This window comes from Mesorhizobium sp. WSM4822 (assembly GCF_055811155.1).
In genome coordinates, this window is the sequence record NZ_JBVVQM010000008.1 from 44,924 (window position 1) to 63,745 (window position 18,822).

Below are 18,822 nucleotides of genomic sequence, written 5' to 3' on the forward strand. Positions count from 1 at the left end.
GACACCTTTCGACATAAGGATATCACATTTTGCCAGACAATGTCATGACAATTCTCTAAGGGATATCGGATCAGGCCGCCAGCAGCTGCTTGCGGTCTACGCGCTCCTGCTGCGGCGAGCGGGCGTAGAGTTCTCGGTAGCATTTGGAGAAATGCGAGGCCGAGACGAAGCCGCAGGCGACCGCCACCTCGACCACCGGCATCGACGACTGGATCAGCAGATGTCGGGCGCGGTCGAGCCGGATTTCGAGATAGTAGCGGGCAGGGGAGCGCCCCATCTCGGTGCGGAACAGCCGTTCGATCTGGCGGCGCGACAGGTCGACATGGTCGGCGATCTCGATCAGTGACAGCGGCTCCGACAGATTGCCCTCCATCAGTTCGATGATGGTCAGCACTTTCGAGTTCTGGACGCCGAGGCGGGCGCGTAGTGGCAGGCGCTGGCGGTCCGTGGGGCTGCGCACGCGGTCGGTCAGCACTTGCTCGCAGACGCGGTTGACGAGGTTCTCGTCAAAGTCGTCGCCGATCAGCTTCAGCATCATGTCGAGTGCGGCGGTGCCACCGGCGCAGGTGTAGATGTTCTGGTCGATCTCGAAGAGGTCGGCAAAGACATTGGCCTTCGGGAACGCTTCGGAAAAGCCCGGCAGGTTCTCCCAGTGGATGGCGCAGCGCTTGTTGGACAGCAGGCCGGCGGCGGCGAGGATATGCGCGCCGGTGCACAGGCCGCCGACGGCGACGCCGCGATTGTATTCCTCGCGCAGCCAGGCGAAAGCGGACTTGTTCTGGTAGCGCTCGACATTGATGCCGCTGCAGACGATGGCCATGTTCGGCCGGTCGGGACCTGCCATCTTCTTGCGTTCATCCTCGAGCGACGTGTTGACCGCGCATTCGACCCCGTTCGAGGCGCGCACCGGCTTGCCGTCGATGCTGGCGAGGCGCCAGCGATAAGCCTCGTAGCCGAGCATGCGATTGGCCGAACGCAACGGGTCGAGCGCGGTCGCAAAAGCGATCATGGTGAAATCGGGAATAAGGAAGAATACAAACGATCGCTTGATCGGATGCTTTACGGCGTTCAAGGGAACCTCACACAGCCATGGCGCGAACAGGATGTCGCGAATAGCATAGCGACATCAGGAAAAACCATGTCTGTCAATCGGCTACGCCGCTACGACGAGATTAAATTTGCGACATGGGTCGCAAACGGGCAATCGGCGTGCAGCGAGCCCTGGAAGTGGCACGAACTGTTCAAGGGACGGGCAACGTACTGCCTGCGCGCAAAACAAAAACGCCGCCTTGGCTGGAGCCAGGCGGCGTTACAGTTTTAAAGCAGCGGCAGGGATGCGCTGCGCCTAAAATCTTCAGGCGACGAAGCCGAGGCGCGCCGCATTCATGGCGCCGGTCTGGCCGGGCATAGTGTTGGCGAGACGCTGACGCTCGAGAGCGGTGGTCAGGTTCATTTCGCGGCGGGCAAAGAGGCGTGCAAAAAGCTTCATAATCATCTCCATTTGTTGCTCAGACGGGTCGCCTTCGCTTGATGGAGTGGGGCAGCTCGTTTGCTGGCGCCGATATAGGCTTGTGTAAGCAGAAACTAAATCGCAAAAGCGAAGCGCTTGATATGAAATGCGACATCGGTTGCGACAGATTTGGGCAAGGTGCCCAAAATTTGCGGTTATTTACAAGGCATTAATTGGAAACAGGAGCTGCTATGCGGCTTTCTCATATGCGTCATGCGCTGGAAACATGGCTCTAAAAATTCATTTGAGTGCAAATAAAATAGAGGAGGCCTGCCGGGCGGTTTGCGCGGCAGGCCTTCAGCACATGGCACACACGATCTACTTTGCTCCAGCCCAGGATCCGACGCCGTTGCGAGTACCGGTCTTGGTATCGGAAGCTTCAGGCCAGCCGATGTCCTTCTGCAGTTCGATCGGCAGGGAGCGGATAGCGCGTTCAGTCTGGTAGCGGGCGCGCGCCGCGCTGAATTCGGTCGCGATGCGACCAAGGGACGACAGGATAGACATCTCTTTCTCCTTTAGGTCGGCTAGTGCCAGACAGCGAGTTGGCTACTGCGGGTTTGTTTCAACGTCATTTCGTGTCGAATGCAGGTCTGTGTCGAGGTCGTTTCATGGCTGCTTGTGGCAGCTACTGCTTCGATGGAGTTGACTATCCTCCCAATCTGATGTTCAATCAAACGAAATGGAATGATGTTTTGTATCAGAAAAATTGAAGGTCGGTTGCCATGAACGCCCCGCTCAATCATCCGCTGCCGCTGCTCGATCTCGATGTTTTGCGCACGTTCGTGGCGATTGCCGAGACCGGCAGCTTCACCACCGCCGCCAATGCCGTGTTCCGCACGCCGTCAGCCGTTTCCATGCAGATCAAGAAGCTCGAGGACATTCTCGGCCGCTCCGTGTTCGCGCGCGACGCTCGCTCGGTGTCGCTGACGACGGACGGCGAGATGCTGCTCGGCTATGCCCGCAGGCTGCTGTCGATCAATCGCGAGGTGGTGTCGAAGTTCATCATTCCGGAGATTGTCGGTGTGGTGCGGCTTGGTTCGCCGGACGATTACGGTGAGCGCGTGCTGCCGCATGTGCTGAAGCGTTTCGCGCAGTCGCATCCGTCGATCGCCGTCGACGTCACCATAGACCAGAGCAGCAATCTGCGCCGGCGCATGGACGACCGGGCGCTCGACATCACGCTGTTGACCAATTCCTACAAGACCAGCGCGCTCGGCGCCGAGGTGCTGCTCACCGAGCCGATCGTCTGGGCCGGTGCCAAGGGCGGCTCAGCGCATCTGCGCGAGCCCTTGCCGGTGTCGCTTTGGGAAGAGGGCTGCGCCTGGCGTGCCGGCGCGCTCGATGCGCTTGGCCGCGAAGGCCGCAATTACCGCATCGCCTATATGAGCGCGCACACGGCCGGCCAGCGCGCCGCGATCATGTCCGATCTCGCCGTGGCGCCATTGCCGAAGTCGTTCCTCGGCAATGACATGGTCGAACTCTGCCCGAAGGACGGCATGCCCGACATCGGGACCTACAATCTGGCGATGGTGGTGGCGCCGGATGCCAGTGCCCCGGTCAAGGCCGTTGCCGACCACATCCGCGCGACTTTCGAAGTCTTCCGGGAAACCGGCAAGTTCTGACCGGCTGGTAAGGACGATAGTATAAAGCTACTCCGCCGCTTCGGCGGGGCGCTGTTCAGGCCTTACTCTCGTATCGTGCACGATCCGGCTCTCCCCGAGAAAGGCGACGATGCGCTCGCGGGCGCGCCGGGCTTCCGGCATGTCAATCAGCGGCCAGACGTGGAACATGCCTTCCTCATAGACAAGATCGATTTCAACGCCGGCTGCGCGGGCTTTTTCGGCGAAGATCAGATTGTCGGGAGTCAAAAGATCGCGCGAGCCGGTCAAAAGCAGCGTTTTTGGCAGCACGGACAAATCTCCATAGACCGGGCTGATGTGCCAGTCGCTGGGATCGATGCCGGCACTGTACAGGCGAATCGCCTCCCGTCCGCCAGCTATGCCCAGCCAAGGGTCGTTGCGTTCCGCCTCGAACACTGCGGGGTTGGTGAGCGACACGTCGAGACCCGGCGAAATGAGCACATGCCGCGACGGCAGGGGCAGTCCTTCTTCGGCGACCATCATGGTCAGCACCACAGCCATATTGCCGCCGGCGGAATCGCCCATGAAGACGATGTCTTCGGCTTCCGTCTCGGCGAGCATCTGCCGGTAGACATCGCCAACCATTCCGAACATGGCATGGAAATCGTGTTCGGGAGCGATTGGATAGATCGGCACCGTGATCCCGTAGCCCAGCCGATCCGCCATCTCGGCGATCAGGTGCCAATGATAGGGTGTGATTTCAAAGACATAGGCACCGCCGTGCAAGTAGAGAATCCGCTTCTGCTCGCCGGTCCTGGGTGCGATTTCGTAGACGGGGAAGCCATCGACCGTATGCATCTCGATGTCGAGACGCTGATGCAACGAGGCGGGCGGGCGGTGGTTCTCGGTCTTGCGCGCGGCCGCGATCCAGCGCTGCAAATTTTCCGGACTGGCAAATGCCTGCTTGCGGCTGTGCCGCAGGACGAAAGACACGACATGGCTTTTCAAACTTGGCATGCGAATACACGAACTTCGGCAAAGCCGACTAAGAGAACCCCCACTATCTTCGAAGATCGTGCCGTGGCCGAAAATGTCAAGATTTGCGCCGTATCTACACGGTGGTGTGATCCGCGCCGCGGTGCTCAGCGACGTGGTAGAAGTGCGGCACGCAGCCGGTTGCTGGTGGTCGCCGGGGACATGCGAGATCCCCGACGCATGCCGAGCAATTTGCATTTGTCGGCGAAGGTCATCAGCGCGCGGCGCTCCAGATCGTGTTGATAAGTGCGGCCTTTTCGCTGGATCGCGGCGATACCGGCCAGCCGATATCCTTCTGGATTTCGGGCGGCAGGCTGTTCAACAGGCGTCGCGCCTTGCTGCGGTCGTGAGCATTCTTGATGGCCGTGCCATAGCGGCCGAGGTTTTCGAGCATTGACATCGTTGTCTCCTCTGGAGCGTTGCGGCGGCTGGAAAGATATCTCCAGCCTGCCATTCGATGCCGGTTGAATGCGCCTGCCATGTATCTGGCGAATTTCACGAAAACAGCTTTTTGGTTTCCGGATCAGGCGATCCGGAAACATTTGCATGCAAATGAGTTTGGAAAGGCCGTGACCTGGGCGCGGCCGCTTATTCCCGTCCACGCCTGGCGGCGTGGCCTTCGCGCGAACGCCGTCGCGGAGCGGCGTCGCCGGCAACGCCGTCCTCGCTGACCGTCTTGCGCGGCGGCAGTTTCACCGCTGCCGACAGCTTCGGGAACGGATCGACCTTGTTGGGCAGCGCCATGGCGTAGACGAAATGCTCCTGGAATTTCGGTTCCAGGGCCGTCTCGATCTTCTCGATCTTGCTGACCGTGTCCTCGATCTCGCGGCGGTAGCCGCGATTGAGCAGCGCCATGCGCGCGCCGGCACCGGCGGCGTTGCCGACGGCCGAGACCTTGTCGAGGTCGCAATCCGGGATCAGCCCGAGCACCATGGCGTATTTCGGATCGATGAAGGAGCCGAAGGCGCCGGCGAAATGGATGCGGTCGACATGCTCGGTGTTCTGCTTTTCCATCAACAGCTTGGTGCCGGCATAAAGCGCTGCCTTGGCAAGCTGAATGGCGCGCACATCGGTCTGGGTGATGGTGATCTTCGGCCCATCTTCCGTCAATGCGGCAGAGCCTTCCTTCAGCACGTAGGAGAAGGTGCGGCCGTTGGCGGTGACGCGCGGCGAACGGGCCGAAAGCCCGCCGTCGATGACGCCGTCCTCGGAAATGATGCCGGCGAGATACATCTCCACCACCACTTCGATGATGCCGGAACCGCAGATGCCGGTGACGCCGGTTGCCTGGACGCTTTCCAGGAAGCCCGGCTCGTCGGACCACAGCTCAGAGCCGATGACGCGGTATTTTGGTTCCAGTGTATCGGGATCGATGCGCACACGCTCGATGGCGCCCGGTGCTGCGCGCTGGCCGCCGGAGATTTCGGCACCCTCGAAGGCAGGGCCTGTGGGCGAGGAGGCCGCAACCACACGCTGGCGATTGCCGAGTACGATCTCGGCATTGGTACCGACATCGACGATCAGCATCATCTCGTCCTGGCGATGCGGGCCTTCCGACAGCGTCACCGCCGCCGCGTCCGCTCCGACATGGCCGGCGATGCAAGGCAGCATGTAGAGCCTGGCGCCCTGGTTGAGCTTCAGGCCGATGTCGGATGCCTTGATGTGCACAGCGCCCGAAACGGCCAGCGCAAAGGGCGCGCCGCCAAGCTCGGTCGGATCGATGCCGAGGAACAGATGGTGCATGATCGGATTGCCGACGAAGACGCTGTCCAGGATGTCGTTGCGCTGGACATTGCCTTCGGCGCAGACCTTGTCGACCAGCCCGGAGATGGCCTCACGCACGGCGACCGTCATGCCTTCGCGGCCGTCAGGATTCATCATCACATAGGAGACGCGGCTCATCAGATCCTCGCCGAAGCGGATCTGCGGGTTCGAGGTGCCGGAGGAGGCGGCGACGCGGCCCGACAGCAGCGACACCAGATGCATGGCGATGGTGGTCGAGCCGATGTCGCAGGCGAGACCGTAGGCCTCGTTCTTGAGGCCGGGCCAAAGTGCTACGACGCGCGCGGTCTCCGAATCGGCATCCTTGTAGATGGCGGCGGTCGCGGTCCAGTTGCCCTTGCGCAGGATACCTTGCACCTGCGGCAGCAGATAAAAATCGAAATCAAGGCTTTTTAGGCCCCAATCGTGCATCAGCGCGATCTTCAGCCGGTCGAGATCGCCAAGCGGCTTGTGCATGTCGGGTTCTTCGATCTCGACATAGCACATGCGGATCGCTGAATCGCGGGCGATCACCCTGGTGTCGGCATCCTTGCGGATGGTCTGCGCGTTGATGACCGTGTCCTGCGGCACGTCGATGACGAGGTCGCCGAGAATCTGCGCCGAGCAGGAGAGGCGGCGTCGTTCGGGCAGGCCACGGACGCGCTCATAGCGCTCTTCCTTGGCGCCCTTGGGCGTGATGTGGTCGTTGGAGGAGGTGATCTTGTGCTTGGCGAAATTGCCTTCCTGCACTTCGATCTGGCAGCGCCCGCAGGTGGCGCGTCCGCCGCAGACGCTTTCGACATAGACGCCGAGCTGGCGCGCGGCGTCTAGCACGGGCGTGCCGACAGGAAAACGCCCGCGCTTGCCGGACGGCATGAACAGCACGAGCGGGTCGGTGATGTTGGCAGGTGAGTTCACGATTGCGCGCTTATCCTCGGCCCATCCGGGCTTCACGGCCGCCACGGCGGCGGCCGCCATTGCCGGCGCCGTCGCCCGGCGCATTGACTTGCGTCGGGGCGGCAACGGCCTGGCCGCCTTCGGCGGGCTTGTAATCCTTGTAGGTGCGGATCCAGTTTGTGCAGTTCTCGTCGGTGCCGTTCAGCACATTGGCGCCGCGTACGGCTTCCATTTCCTGCGGACGCACCGGGTTCATGATCGCTGATGTCATACCGGCGCCGATCACCATCGGGATGAAGGCAGCGTTGATGCCATGGCGATGTGGCAGGCCGAACGAGATGTTGGACAGGCCACAGGTGGTGTTGACCTTGAGCTCTTCACGCAGGCGGCGCAGCAGCGCGAAGACCTGGCGGCCGGCATCGCCCAGCGCGCCAATCGGCATCACCAGCGGGTCGACGACGACGTCATGCGCCGGAATGCCGAAATCGGCGCAGCGCTCGACGATCTTCTTGGCGACGGCGAAACGCACATCCGGATCCATTGAAATCCCGGTCTCGTCGTTGGAAATGGCGACGACGGGCACGTTGTACTTCTTGACCAGCGGCAGGATGGCTTCGAGCTTTTCTTCCTCACCGGTGACGGAGTTGACCAGCGGACGGCCCTTGGCAACCTTGAGTGCGGCTTCGATCGCGGCGGTGACGGAACTGTCGATCGACAGCGGCAGGTCGACCAGCCCTTGCACGATCTCCAGCGTCTGCACCAAAAGGCCGGGTTCGGTCTCGTTCGGGTTGACAGATGTAACGCCTGCGTTGACGTCGAGCATGGTGGCGCCGCAGGCTGCCTGCTCCAATGCGTCCCGGATGACGGTGTCGAAATTGCCCGCGATCATCTCGGCGGCCAGCTTCTTGCGGCCGGTCGGGTTGATGCGTTCACCGATCACGCAGAACGGCTGGTCGAAGCCGATGATGATTTCTCGTGTCGCCGAAGCGACGATGGTACGGGTCATGAATTCTCTCCGCCGTGATATAAAGATTTCTTTATATCGTTGTCTGGTTTCGTTCAAGCGAATGGGTGGCCGTCCGCGCTGTCAATGCGCGGTCTTCACCATGTCCACCTGCGTTTCGGTAATGTCGTCGTGCAAGATGCTGTCGAGCCGGTCGGCGACAAGCTGATCGTCGCGGCGGATCTCACGTTTCCATGGCTGGCGGCCCTTCAGCACGCCCGATTCATCGACGATCTCGGCGACATATTCCTCCTGCCGGTAGGCCATCACATGGACGCCGGAAACGCCTGATATTTCCTTCACCTCGTTGATGATGTCGATGCAGAGCTGCTTGCCTTCCTTTTTCTGGTCCTGGGCGCCTTCCAGCCGCTTGATGACAGAATCGGGAATATGGATGCCCGGCACGTTGGAGCGGATCCACTTGGCCGTCTTGGCCGAGGCGAGCGGGCCGACGCCAACCAGGATGAAGCATTTTTCGGTGTAGCCGAGGTCGCGCACCTTCTGCATGTAGGTGCGGAACATCGGCACGTCGAAGCAATACTGGCTCTGTACGAATTGCGCGCCGGAGGCGATCTTCTTGCCCAGCCGGTGCGGACGGAAGTCGATCGGCGGCGCGAACGGATTGATCGCAGCTCCGAGGAAAAGCTGCGGCGGCGTCGTCAGCTTGCGGCCGGACAGGAACTTGCCATTGTCGCGCATGATGCGGCAGGTTTCCAGGAGCGACATGCAGTCGAGGTCGAACACCGGCTTGGCCCCGGGCTGGTCGCCGGCCTGCACGCCGTCGCCGGTGAGGCACAGCATGTTGGCGACGCCCATCGCGGCACCACCCAGCACGTCGCCCTGGATGGCGATGCGGTTCTTGTCGCGGCAGGCGATCTGCATGATCGGCGCATAGCCCATGCGGGTCAAAAGCGCACAGATCCCGACCGAGGACATGTGGCAATTGGCGCCCGAAGCGTCGACGGCGTTGATGGCGTCGACCCAGCCGTCGAAAATCTTCGCGCGGTTGTAGACGTCCTCGGGATCGGCGCTGTCGGGTGGGTTGAGCTCCGTCGTCACCGCGAACTCGCCGCGCCGAAGCACGCGCTCCAGCCGGCCGCGCGAGGTGTGGCCGGGCAGGGGTTCGAGCGGCAGATCGATGCCGGCGGGGTTCTCGTCGCGCTGACGTCCGATCATGCCGACGCCCCGGTGTTTGCCGCCCCATTCTTGGCGGCAGCGGCGGCTTCGCGCGCGGTGGCCGCCTGCGCGGTCACCCGCAGCCAGGCCGAGGTTTCGCGCAGCGACTGGTCGACCGGCTTCTGCACGGTCAGGATCCTGTCGCTGTGCACCATGTTCTGCGAGCCTTCCCAGGCCTTGACCCAGACGCAAGGCATGTCAGGCTCGACCTCGCAATTGCCGTTGGCGCGCACGCCGCCGCAGGGGCCGTTGCGCAGCTGCTTGGGGCAGTTCATCGGGCACGACATGCCGGTCGAGGACAAGATGCACTGGCCGCACATGCGGCAGTCGAACATGAAACCCTTGACGCGCTTCTCGACGAATTTGATCGGCCCTTCGACGCGGCCGTAGCCTATGCCCTTCCACAGGGGATGGAGGAGCAGGAACATGTCGGCGAATTTGGCGTAGAACCATTCGAGTAATCGCGAGTGCCGCACAGACCATAATCTGACTGCGAAGGAACGCTGTACGCGCCGCTGCGGCGACACGTCGGCCGGTTTGTAGTCGGATTTCGGCGCCGCCTTCTTGACCAGAGTTGCCTGGGTAACAGCCGGCCCCTCCTTGGCAGGAATGGTGTCAGACATTTTCTTTGCCGCCCGCCTTGACCAGAGCGACCAGCCGCTCTCGGTCGTATTTCGTGTCGATGTCCTGAAAAGCCTTCTCGACCTCGGCTTCGAGGTCGTCGCCGACCGGAATGGGATCGGCTTTGCGCCATTCGGCCAGATAGTCGTCTGTGCCGCCGGCGCCGGTGCGCATGGCGCACATGTCGATCGCCTCGGTGAAGCGCAGCGGCAGTTCGCGCTTGGCGTTCTGCCGGCCTTTCTTGACGATGATCTGGGCGGGGATATCGCGCCAGTAGACGACGATCAGATCGGCCATGAATTCTCACTCCTCGAACTATCGAGCATTGCCGCAAGCGCAGTGGGGCCGCTTGTTATGGGACGACGCGCGCGCATTCAAAAGCGACGCATTTCGATGTCGTAAAATGAAAGGTGGGTTTATTCGTTTGCGGCGTATGCCGGCGCCCGGTTCCACGCGTCGGAAACGCCGGCGCGCAGCATGCCGTCCGGGACGAAAAACGCGCTACCAGATGCCGGTTCTGAGGCCCGTCCAGACGTAGAACCAGATCGTCGGATGATACCACAGTTTCGAAGGCAGGCCGGGATCGATCGTCGTGAGTTTTCCAGCCAGAGCATCGCTGACCGCCTCGACGCAGATGTCGCGCGAGAACGCCGTCTGGCGTAGTGCGTGACTTGAGATGGTGTCGCCTTTTTTCGATCTGCCGCGCGCCTGCTTCAGCACGCCACCAGTGTCGACGCCAGCGTCGACGAGGTGGACAGTCGTGCCGAAATTCTGCGCATCGCCTGATACCAGAGCCCAATAGCCGCCATTCATGCCGCGATATTTCGGCGTGATGCCCGCATGGTAGTTGAGAACCGGGCAGGGCATTTTGCTCAGCATCTCAGCCGAGATTAGTCGGCAACCGTTGAGCAGTATAACGCCTGGCCGGATCTTCTGGATCGCCTGCAGGCACTCAAGCCCATTGGCGGAGGCTACTTGTATGATCTCCTGGCCTGGTCGCGGCTCAACCTCCAGCTTCTCCTCGGCAATCAAGCGCGCGCTGTGGCCGGCCAGGAATCGCTTGCCCAACCTGCTCAGCACCATCGTGCCAAGCTGGCCCATGGCGGAGATCCAGCCCTGGCGGCGAGCCCGGCCCCGCAGCAATTGCTTTTTGGATTCAGGGGTTTCGAGGACGACGCTGACAGGACCAACGCGATCGGCGATTGCATTGATCATAGCCCAGACATGCTGGCCGCCGCCGGTGACGACCACGATCGGACGCGTACTGGATTCTGATGCTGCCATGGATCTTGCCCCCTCCAAGCAACCCGTTCTTGATAATGGTCGGGATGCTAGGGCGTCCGGGTTAATCCTTGGTGATCAGCCTTCGATACACCGTCAGCGCTTGAATTCGATGATATCGAGCTTCGATTCGTAGTAGGGCGCCGGAAATTCGATGCGCCATTCCTTAGCGCTGTTGCGGAAAGCATAGCCGACCTGGTCGGTTTGCGGGCCGCTGCCATAGGGCTTTGCCGGATCATCGTTGACATAGAAGGAGCCGAGATAGATCGCGCGTTTCTCGCCGTCGTCGAAGAAGCGGCCCTTGGTGCGCTGCGAGCCGCTGATCTTTTCCAGCCGCCAGCCGGAACCGTCGTCGGTCACCGTGCACTTGAACCAGCCATAGATGACGAGCGGCAAAGACCCGCCGGCCTTGATGGTGCGGCACCGCCAACTGCCGGTCAGGTCCTTGTCGGAAAAGGCCACCAGCGGTCTTGCCAGCAAGGCGTCGAGTTGCTTGACCTCGGCCGCATCTCCAGCTTTCACCTCGGCAAGCGCCGCCTTGCGCGTCTCGCCATAATTGTCGAGCCGCTTCTTGTCGGCCGGGGTGATGAGTTTCTGTATCTCGCCATCGGCATGAGCGGGCATGGCGAAACAGAGGAGACCGAGTGCGGCTATCAAGAGGCGAGGGGTCATCGGTGCGTTTCCACGTTCGAATGGCCTGGAGGGCCTGTTGCCTTGTGGCGCACAACTTACCCGTTCTCGGTGGCCTGTCACCCAGGGTTAGAGCATAGCGGGGTCAAGAATTGCTTCAGGCGTGTGCAGCCGCCTGCGCCATTCCGGCCGTCAGGTCGCCATAGCCGGTTGCGCGGCGTTCATAGACGAGACCAAGCATTTTGGCGGCCTTTTCGGCGACCTTGTCGAGTTCCGGATCGTTGGTCTGGGCCAGATAGATCAGCTTCTCGTAGTTGCCGAAATAGTCCTTGATCAACTCCGGGTGCTTGTCGAGGCCCAGCGGTTTCATGAAGAAAGCGTCGAACTGCCGGCAGAGGAAGTCGGTCATATAGAACGACATCATGTCGTCGTCGGCGATTTTCGCGTAGGCTTCCATGCCTTGATAGAAGGCAAAGCAATGCGGGCCGGCCATGCGCTCGACGCCATGCTTTTCGCAGATACGGTCGAGCAGGCCGCCGGTGCCGCAATCGGCATAGCCGACGAAGATGTTGGTATAACCTTCCGCCTTGGCCTTTTCGATTGCCTTGTCCATGGCCGGAGCGATGCGGTCCGGATAGAAATGGAATTCCGCCGGCAGGCAGGTCAGGTCGAGGTGATCCAGTCCGAGCTGTTCCTTGACGGCCAGAATTTCGCGCGCAATCATCCCACAGGCGATAACGAGCAGCCTGTCGTCTTGATTCGGTTTCGTTTTTTGCGTCTTGGCCATGGAACCCGTCGAGCCGGCCTTCGTTGCTGTAGCGCTAATTTATCTATTGAGGGAGACACCGTCCATGAAACTGCTACGCATCACGCCAATAGCCATCTTGACCTGCGCCCTGGCCCTCACGGCTTGTGCGAACACCGTCCGCGGCGTCGGCAAGGACGTCAAATCAACCGCCAATGCGGTCGAGGACACCGTCAACAATCCCTGATCCGCGCCCGTACTTCTTCATCTGGGAACAAAAAAGCCGCGCTGCAAGGCGCGGCTTCCTATTGTCCATTCTGAATTGGCCACTCAGGCCGAAGCGCGCACATTGTGCTTGCGCTTCATGTAGTCCTTGGCGGTCTCGACCGCCACCGCCGCGTCGCGGCAATAGGCATCGGCGCCGACGGCCTTGCCGAATTCCTCGTTCAGCGGCGCGCCGCCGACCAGCACGACATAATCGTCGCGGATGCCCTTTTCCTTCATCGTATCGATGACGACCTTCATGTAAGGCATGGTCGTGGTCAGCAGTGCCGACATGCCGATGATATCCGGCTGGTGCTGTTCGATCGCATCGAGGTATTTCTCGACCGCATTGTTGATGCCGAGATCGATGACGTCGAAGCCAGCACCTTCCATCATCATGCCGACGAGGTTCTTGCCGATGTCGTGGATGTCGCCCTTGACGGTGCCGATGACCATCTTGCCCTGCTTGGGCGCGCCGGTGGCGGCGAGCAGCGGGCGCAGGATGAACATGCCGGCCTTCATCGCGTTGGCCGAAAGCAGCACTTCGGGAACGAACAGGATGCCGTCGCGAAAATCCTCGCCGACGATGCGCATGCCTTCGACCAGCGCTTCCGTCAGCACTTTATAGGGCACCCAGCCGCGCTCGAGCAGGATGTTGGTGCCTTCCTCGATCTCTTCCTTCAGCCCGTCATAGAGATCGTCGTGCATCTGCTGCACCAACTCGTCATCGGAAAGTTCGGAAAGGATGATCTCGTCGTCGGACATTTGTATCGAGCTCCTGCCGGCATCGCGACCATGTCGCAAGGCACACATCTTCGCGTTCATAACTAACCCGCTGAGGGCATGTATCCATAGCTGATTTGCGACTTCCCGCAAAAGGAAAGCGACCGTAACTCTCTTGGAATTCTTGTCGATTTTGCGACAGGCGTTGGCGCTGGCGGGCCGTTTCGAATAGGGTGCATGGCTACGATCTGGCAAGAAGCGGCGAGAGGCAGCTGCTATGGATTCCAGACAAGAACAGATTCAGGGAAGAGCCACCATGAGCGAACACGCGGCAGTCGATCAGGAAGCGTCCAACGCGCGACGTGGGCGCGGCGCCAGCGGCGGGGCTGCAGCCCGGCGGGCAGCACGTTCAGGCGGTGGCCCGGGCACGCAGCTCACCTACATCAAGCGCAAGATCAACGTTTATGAGGTGCTGGACGAGGAAGGCCTGGCGCTGATCGAGAAGAACACCGATACGGTGCTCGAGGAGATCGGCATCATCTTCCGCGACGACGCGGAGGCGTTGCAACTGTGGAAAGAGGCCGGCGCCGACGTCAAGGGTGAGCGCGTGCACTTTCCGAAGGGGCTGTGCCGTTCGCTGCTCAAGACCGCGCCGTCCGTCTACACCCAGCACGCCCGCAATTCCGAGCGCTCGGTGCAGATCGGCGGCAATGCCACCGTCTTTGCGCCGGTCTACGGTCCGCCCTTCGTGCGTGATCTCGATGGCGTCAGGCGTTACGCGACGATCGAGGATTTCCAGAATTTCGTGAAGCTCGCCTATATGGCGCCGTCGATCCACCATTCGGGCGGCACGGTGTGCGAGCCGGTCGACGTGCCGGTCAACAAGCGCCATCTCGACATGATCTACAGCCACATCAAATATTCCGACAAGCCGTTCATGGGTTCTGTGACCGCGCCGGAACGCGCCGAAGACACCGTCGCCATGGCCAAAATCGTGTTCGGCGACGATTTCGTCGAGAACAACACGGTGCTGACCAGCCTGATCAACGCCAATTCGCCGATGGTGTTCGACGAGACCATGCTCGGCGCGCTGAAAGTCTATGCGCGCCACAACCAGGCCTGCATCGTCACGCCGTTCATCCTTGCCGGCGCGATGAGCCCGGTGACGGTGGCCGGCACGCTGACGCAGGTTCTGGCCGAAGTGCTGGCCGGCGCCTCGTTCACGCAGCTGATCCGTCCGGGCGCGCCAGTTCTGTTCGGAACCTTCGCCTCGTCGATCTCGATGCAGTCGGGCGCGCCGACCTTCGGCACGCCGGAGCCGTCGCTGGTGTCTTATGGCGCCGCACAGCTGGCGCGCCGTCTCGGCCTGCCGTTCCGTACCGGCGGTTCGCTCTGCGCGTCCAAGGTTCCGGATGCGCAGGCCGCCTATGAAAGCGCCAACACGCTGAACTCGACCATCCTGGCCGGCACTAATTTCGTGCTGCATTCGGCCGGCTGGCTCGAGGGCGGGCTGGCGTCCTGCTACGAGAAATTCATGATGGACATCGATCAACTCGGCATGACGCAGAAATTCTCAGAGGGCGTCGACCTGTCGGAAAACGGCCAGGCGATGGACGCCATCCGCCAGGTCGGCCCAGGCAGCCACTATCTCGGCTGCGACCACACCCAGGCCAATTTCCAGACCGCCTTCTACCGTTCCAACATCGCCGACAACAATTCCTACGAGCAGTGGCTGGCCGAAGGCGAGAAGACCGCGCCGCAGCGCGCCAACGAACTTGCCCGCCGCTGGCTGGAAAGCTACGAGGCACCGCATCTCGATGCGAGCATCGACGAAGCGTTGAAGGACTTCATCGCCAAGAAGAAGGGGTCGATGCCCGACGCCTTCACTTGAAAGGAGCCCGAATCAGGCGGGGCTAAAGTCGCCAACATCATCCACAAGGAAGTCTGGCGGAGCGCGTTCTCCGATCCGGTCAAGAAGGAATGATTGCGCTTGCCGGCAGCGTTGACGGCATTGCTGCGGCCCTTCACGCCAACGGCCTTGTTCTTCGTGGCGGCTTCAATTTTACGCCAGGCGATGCGCCACCAACGGGATCATCGGGTGCGCCGGCAGCGGCCGTCCTGCTGGTAGGTCAGGCGGGCGCGGCACCCTGGCCGCATTTCCGTCGTTGGCGCGAAAGCCAGCCGGGGCAAATCGCCAATCCTCTCGACAACTGGTCGCGAGAGGTTATCGGCGCTGTGGCGCAGGATTTTGGCGCACGGGCGATTTCTCCGTCGGACAAGCCCTATCTGCCGTTCCAGCAATGGGCGATGCGGGCGGAGGGACTGAAGCCGTCGCCGCTCGGCATCCTCATGCATCCGCGCTACGGGCTATGGCATGCCTATCGCGGTGCGCTGCTGTTCGATAACGAGATCGCGCTACCGGCGGTTCGCGAGGCGATCCACCTTTGCGATAGCTGCGTCGAGAAACCCTGCCTGAAATCCTGCCCGGCCGACGCCTATTCCGCGCAAGGGTTCGCCTATCAATCCTGCCTGGCGCATGTGCGGGGGCCGAATGGCGGACCGTGCCGCAGCGGCGGCTGCCTTGATCGCAATGCGTGCCCCTATGGCACGAAGTATCGCTATCCGCCGGAGGTTCAGGCCTTCCACATGGCGAGCTTCGCACGAGCCACCAACTGATCCATTCCCATTGCGTGGTGCTCGTTCGCTTCGATGAGCATCTTGACGACAGTTAGAAGCAAGCCTATTCATCAAGTCATCTGATGACTTGATGAATAGGCCGATGCAACCCGCCACCAGAACCAATCTCACCGACAGCGCCACCAGCAGCCTGCGTGCCGAGATCGTCAGCGGCCGCTGGGGCGTTGGCGAACGTATTCCCAATGAGGCAGCCCTGACTGACCTTCTGTCGGTCAGCCGCGGCACAGTGCGCGAGGCGGTGCGGGTGCTGGTCTCGCAGGGATTGCTGGATACGCGCCAGGGCTCGGGCACCTATGTGCGCTCTGCCGTCGATACTTCTGCCGCGCTCGACCGGGTCAAGCGCAGCGGCCTGCGCGATCAGTGGGAGGCGCGGGCTGCGCTGGACCTCGAGGCCGCACGGCTCGCTGCCTTGCGCCACACGCCAGCCGACCTCGATCGGATGCGGCAATTGCTTGCCGCGCGCGGCACTGTCGCCGAAGGCGGAAGCGAAGGCTTCATCCACCGCGATCTCGCCTTCCACAAATCCGTCGTCGCGGCGTCCGGCAACAGGGCGATGATGGAGCTCTACGACTTCTTCACCGCCGCCATTACCGAGACCATCCATGCCACCATCGACGGCGATCTGCCCGAACCGGACCACCAGGCGCATGCGGCAATCGTCGACGCCATTGCCGCGAGCGATCCCGAGCGCGCGGTTGCCGCCGTCCGCGCCTTTATGGCGCCGGTGCTTGCCCAACTTGAAAGACTGCTTTCGCAATGAACCAGAGTTTTCGTCAGCCTGACCCGAAGGCCGAGGTCATCAAGGGTCTGGAACTCATCGACGCGGAAGTCGACAGCCTGCCCGTACCGCAGCCGCCTGAACTGCGCAGCCGTGCCGCGCGCCTCGTGCTTGGCGCGAGCCTTGTGCTGATCGCCTTCAGTCTGCGGCCGTTGTTTTCGAGCCTGTCGGTGCTGTTGCCCGAGGTGATGCAGGCAACCGGGCTGTCGACGACGGGCGCCAGCCTGCTGACGACGCTGCCCGTCCTGTGCCTCGGCCTGTTCGCGCCCTTCGCGCCAAGGCTTGCGCAGCGCTATGGAGCCGAGCGCACCTTGCTCGGGGCGCTCGCCTTGCTGGTGCTGGGAACCGGCCTGCGCTGGTTCGGTACGATTCCCCTGCTTTTTGTCGCGACCTTCCTGGCCGGCGCCGCCATTGCCATCGGCAATGTGCTGCTGCCAGGCCTGGTGAAGCGCGATTTCGCCGACAGGGCCGCCGTCATGACCGGGCTCTACACCATGGCGCTCTGCGCCGGCTCGGCCGCCGCCGCCGGCTTCACGCTGCCGATCGAACATTTTGTCACCGGTTCATGGTCCGGGGCACTTGCTGCCTGGGCGGTGCCCACACTAGTCGTGCTTTTGATCTGGATTCCGCAAGCGCTGGGCAGCCGTCGGCAGGTCAATCATCGCGGCTTTCGCGTCGTCGGTCTCTGGCGCGATCGCCTGGCCTGGCAGGTGACGCTGTTCATGGGCCTCCAGTCGGCACTTGCCTATTGCATCTTCGGCTGGCTGGCGCCGATCCTGCGCGAGCGTGGCTTCGATGCGGCCGCTGCCGGCGCCCTGGTTTCGGTGTCGGTGATGGCGCAGGTCATCACCTGTCTCGCCGTGCCGTCCTTTGCGATGCGGTTGAAGGACCAGCGCGGCATCAATGTGGCGCTCGTTGCCACCGCGGTGATCGCGCTGCTCGGCATTCTCTTTGCTCCGACCTCGACGGTGCTGTTCTGGGCAATCCTGCAAGGCATCGGGCAGGGTGGCCTGATCGCGGCTGCCATGAGCTTGATCGTGCTGCGTTCGCCGGATTCGCATGTCGCCGCGCATCTTTCAGGCATGGCGCAAGGCGTCGGCTATGTGCTGGCGGCCTTCGGGCCGCTGCTGGTGGGCCTGATCCGCGACTGGACCGGCAGTTTTTCGGGAACGGCGTTCCTGTTCGTCGTGCTCGGTCTTGGCGTAGCCATTATGGGGCTCGGTGCCGGCCGCGCGCTGCATGTGGGTGCACGGACCGTGCGAGAAGGCGAGCAATAGCGTCACGCAATCCTGCACGAAATGTTGACTGCCGGGTTCAGGGAACGCCTTGCCGTATAGGCTTGCGCGGCTATGTATCGCGCATCAGTCGAACGGAGCGGGCGATGACGAAACACGACCTTCAGATCAAGACCAGGGATGGTGTTGCCAATGCCGGGCTTTTCCGCTCGGCAAACGCGTCTCCTGCCAAGGCCGGCGTCATTCTCTATCAGGACGCCTTCGGTCCGCGGCCGGCGCTCGACAGTATGGCCGAGCGGCTGGCGAATGAAGGTTATGCGGTGCTGGTGCCGGACCTGTTCTACCGCAATGCGCCTTACGGGCCCTTCGACGCCAAGACCGCCTTCGCCGAGGAAAAGACCAAAATCCCGCTGATGGCGCTGGTCACCGGCACGACGCAGGACATGACCATCAGCGACAGCGGCGCGTTCCTCGATGCGCTTGCTGCCGAGGGCATCACCGGGCCGATCGGCACCGTCGGCTATTGCATGGGCGGCGGTCGATCATTGAATGCGGCTGCAACCTATCCCGAACGGATAAAAGCGGCCGCCAGCGTCCATGGCGGCAATCTCGCCAGCGACGCCGCCGACAGCCCGCATCGCAAGGCTGCCTCCATCAAGGCGCGCGTCTATGTCGGCACATCCGGTGTCGACAGGAGTTTTCCGCCGGAACAGTCGGCGCGGCTGGCCGAGGCGCTTCGGGTTGCGGAAGTCGACCACGTGATCGAGAACTATGCCGGCATGGCGCATGGCTGGTGCGTGCCCGATCATAGCGTTTTCAATGCCGCGGGTGCCGAACGCCATTGGAAGCGGCTGACGACGTTGTTCGCCGAGACGCTGATCTAAGG

At 62.0% G+C, this 18,822-nt stretch carries 21 protein-coding genes; 7 read left to right on the top strand and 14 right to left on the bottom strand.

Annotated features, from left to right (window positions below; translation table 11 throughout):
* Positions 1–70: 70 nt before the first annotated feature.
* The 3 genes from AC0L3E_RS19100 to AC0L3E_RS19110 all read right to left on the bottom strand — a co-directional run bounded on the left by AC0L3E_RS19100 (position 71) and on the right by AC0L3E_RS19110 (position 2,014).
* Positions 71–1,009, bottom strand: coding sequence for a GlxA family transcriptional regulator (locus AC0L3E_RS19100; protein WP_348625597.1), 939 nt, complete (start codon positions 1,007–1,009; stop codon positions 71–73).
* Between the two features lie 345 nt (positions 1,010–1,354).
* Positions 1,355–1,489, bottom strand: a complete 135-nt coding sequence (locus AC0L3E_RS19105; RefSeq protein WP_013531161.1) for a hypothetical protein — start codon at positions 1,487–1,489, stop codon at positions 1,355–1,357.
* Between the two features lie 339 nt (positions 1,490–1,828).
* Positions 1,829–2,014 carry a hypothetical protein gene (locus AC0L3E_RS19110; protein WP_032930657.1) on the bottom strand — a complete coding sequence of 62 codons (186 nt, stop codon included), beginning with the start codon at positions 2,012–2,014 and terminating at the stop codon, positions 1,829–1,831.
* 218 nt (positions 2,015–2,232) lie between these two features.
* On the opposite strand from AC0L3E_RS19110, the gene AC0L3E_RS19115 reads away from it, so the two are divergent.
* Complete coding sequence (locus AC0L3E_RS19115; RefSeq protein ID WP_127411553.1) at positions 2,233–3,132, top strand: LysR substrate-binding domain-containing protein; 900 nt, start codon at positions 2,233–2,235, stop codon at positions 3,130–3,132.
* A 27-nt stretch (positions 3,133–3,159) separates the two neighbouring features.
* Here AC0L3E_RS19115 and AC0L3E_RS19120 read toward each other — a convergent pair whose 3' ends face one another.
* The 10 genes from AC0L3E_RS19120 to AC0L3E_RS19165 form a co-directional block, all read right to left on the bottom strand.
* Positions 3,160–4,107 carry an alpha/beta hydrolase gene (locus AC0L3E_RS19120; RefSeq protein WP_128307510.1) on the bottom strand — a complete coding sequence of 316 codons (948 nt, stop codon included), beginning with the start codon at positions 4,105–4,107 and terminating at the stop codon, positions 3,160–3,162.
* A gap of 232 nt (positions 4,108–4,339) precedes the next feature.
* The gene (locus AC0L3E_RS19125) at positions 4,340–4,525 is read right to left on the bottom strand and encodes a hypothetical protein (protein ID WP_127271300.1); all 186 of its coding nucleotides are present in this window, start codon (positions 4,523–4,525) and stop codon (positions 4,340–4,342) included.
* Between the two features lie 188 nt (positions 4,526–4,713).
* Positions 4,714–6,864 (bottom strand): ASKHA domain-containing protein, encoded by a 2,151-nt coding sequence (locus AC0L3E_RS19130; RefSeq protein ID WP_473605366.1) that lies wholly within the window; start codon positions 6,862–6,864, stop codon positions 4,714–4,716.
* Positions 6,815–7,789 carry a methyltetrahydrofolate cobalamin methyltransferase gene (locus AC0L3E_RS19135; RefSeq protein ID WP_127271735.1) on the bottom strand — a complete coding sequence of 325 codons (975 nt, stop codon included), beginning with the start codon at positions 7,787–7,789 and terminating at the stop codon, positions 6,815–6,817. Before AC0L3E_RS19135 ends, AC0L3E_RS19130 begins: the two co-directional genes overlap by 50 nt.
* An 81-nt stretch (positions 7,790–7,870) precedes the next feature.
* Positions 7,871–8,962, bottom strand: coding sequence for a methylenetetrahydrofolate reductase (locus AC0L3E_RS19140; protein ID WP_473605367.1), 1,092 nt, complete (start codon positions 8,960–8,962; stop codon positions 7,871–7,873).
* Positions 8,959–9,585 (bottom strand): methylenetetrahydrofolate reductase C-terminal domain-containing protein, encoded by a 627-nt coding sequence (locus tag AC0L3E_RS19145; RefSeq protein WP_128307509.1) that lies wholly within the window; start codon positions 9,583–9,585, stop codon positions 8,959–8,961. The genes AC0L3E_RS19140 and AC0L3E_RS19145 overlap by 4 nt, the downstream gene beginning before the upstream one ends.
* A complete protein-coding gene (locus AC0L3E_RS19150) occupies positions 9,578–9,880 on the bottom strand; it encodes a virulence factor (protein WP_127258521.1) in 303 nt (100 codons plus the stop codon). Before AC0L3E_RS19150 ends, AC0L3E_RS19145 begins: the two co-directional genes overlap by 8 nt.
* A 204-nt stretch (positions 9,881–10,084) precedes the next feature.
* Entirely contained in the window at positions 10,085–10,867 is a 783-nt protein-coding gene (locus tag AC0L3E_RS19155) for a formyl transferase (protein WP_473605368.1), read from the bottom strand.
* A gap of 93 nt (positions 10,868–10,960) precedes the next feature.
* On the bottom strand, positions 10,961–11,536 hold the full coding sequence (locus AC0L3E_RS19160) for a DUF4893 domain-containing protein (RefSeq protein ID WP_128309598.1): 576 nt from the start codon (positions 11,534–11,536) through the stop codon (positions 10,961–10,963).
* Positions 11,537–11,651: 115 nt separating this feature from the next.
* Positions 11,652–12,281 (bottom strand): DUF1638 domain-containing protein, encoded by a 630-nt coding sequence (locus AC0L3E_RS19165; protein ID WP_128309597.1) that lies wholly within the window; start codon positions 12,279–12,281, stop codon positions 11,652–11,654.
* Positions 12,282–12,345: 64 nt separating this feature from the next.
* Here AC0L3E_RS19165 and AC0L3E_RS19170 point away from each other — a divergent pair, with 64 nt between their 5' ends.
* Positions 12,346–12,486, top strand: coding sequence for an entericidin A/B family lipoprotein (locus AC0L3E_RS19170; RefSeq protein WP_023812312.1), 141 nt, complete (start codon positions 12,346–12,348; stop codon positions 12,484–12,486).
* An 83-nt stretch (positions 12,487–12,569) separates the two neighbouring features.
* On the opposite strand, the gene AC0L3E_RS19175 is transcribed toward AC0L3E_RS19170, so the two are convergent.
* The gene (locus AC0L3E_RS19175; protein WP_126069400.1) at positions 12,570–13,268 is read right to left on the bottom strand and encodes a corrinoid protein; all 699 of its coding nucleotides are present in this window, start codon (positions 13,266–13,268) and stop codon (positions 12,570–12,572) included.
* 274 nt (positions 13,269–13,542) lie between these two features.
* On the opposite strand from AC0L3E_RS19175, the gene AC0L3E_RS19180 reads away from it, so the two are divergent.
* The 5 genes from AC0L3E_RS19180 to AC0L3E_RS19200 all read left to right on the top strand — a co-directional run bounded on the left by AC0L3E_RS19180 (position 13,543) and on the right by AC0L3E_RS19200 (position 18,820).
* Entirely contained in the window at positions 13,543–15,117 is a 1,575-nt protein-coding gene (locus AC0L3E_RS19180) for a trimethylamine methyltransferase family protein (RefSeq protein ID WP_473605369.1), read from the top strand.
* Positions 15,118–15,206: 89 nt separating this feature from the next.
* The gene (locus tag AC0L3E_RS19185; RefSeq protein WP_128309595.1) at positions 15,207–15,902 is read left to right on the top strand and encodes a 4Fe-4S dicluster domain-containing protein; all 696 of its coding nucleotides are present in this window, start codon (positions 15,207–15,209) and stop codon (positions 15,900–15,902) included.
* A 103-nt stretch (positions 15,903–16,005) separates the two neighbouring features.
* Positions 16,006–16,683: a FadR/GntR family transcriptional regulator gene (locus AC0L3E_RS19190; protein ID WP_128309442.1), complete on the top strand. Its 678-nt coding sequence runs from the start codon at positions 16,006–16,008 to the stop codon at positions 16,681–16,683.
* On the top strand, positions 16,680–17,978 hold the full coding sequence (locus AC0L3E_RS19195; protein ID WP_128309437.1) for a CynX/NimT family MFS transporter: 1,299 nt from the start codon (positions 16,680–16,682) through the stop codon (positions 17,976–17,978). Before AC0L3E_RS19190 ends, AC0L3E_RS19195 begins: the two co-directional genes overlap by 4 nt.
* Before the next feature lie 104 nt (positions 17,979–18,082).
* Positions 18,083–18,820 carry a dienelactone hydrolase family protein gene (locus AC0L3E_RS19200; protein ID WP_473605370.1) on the top strand — a complete coding sequence of 246 codons (738 nt, stop codon included), beginning with the start codon at positions 18,083–18,085 and terminating at the stop codon, positions 18,818–18,820.
* Positions 18,821–18,822 lie beyond the last annotated feature (2 nt).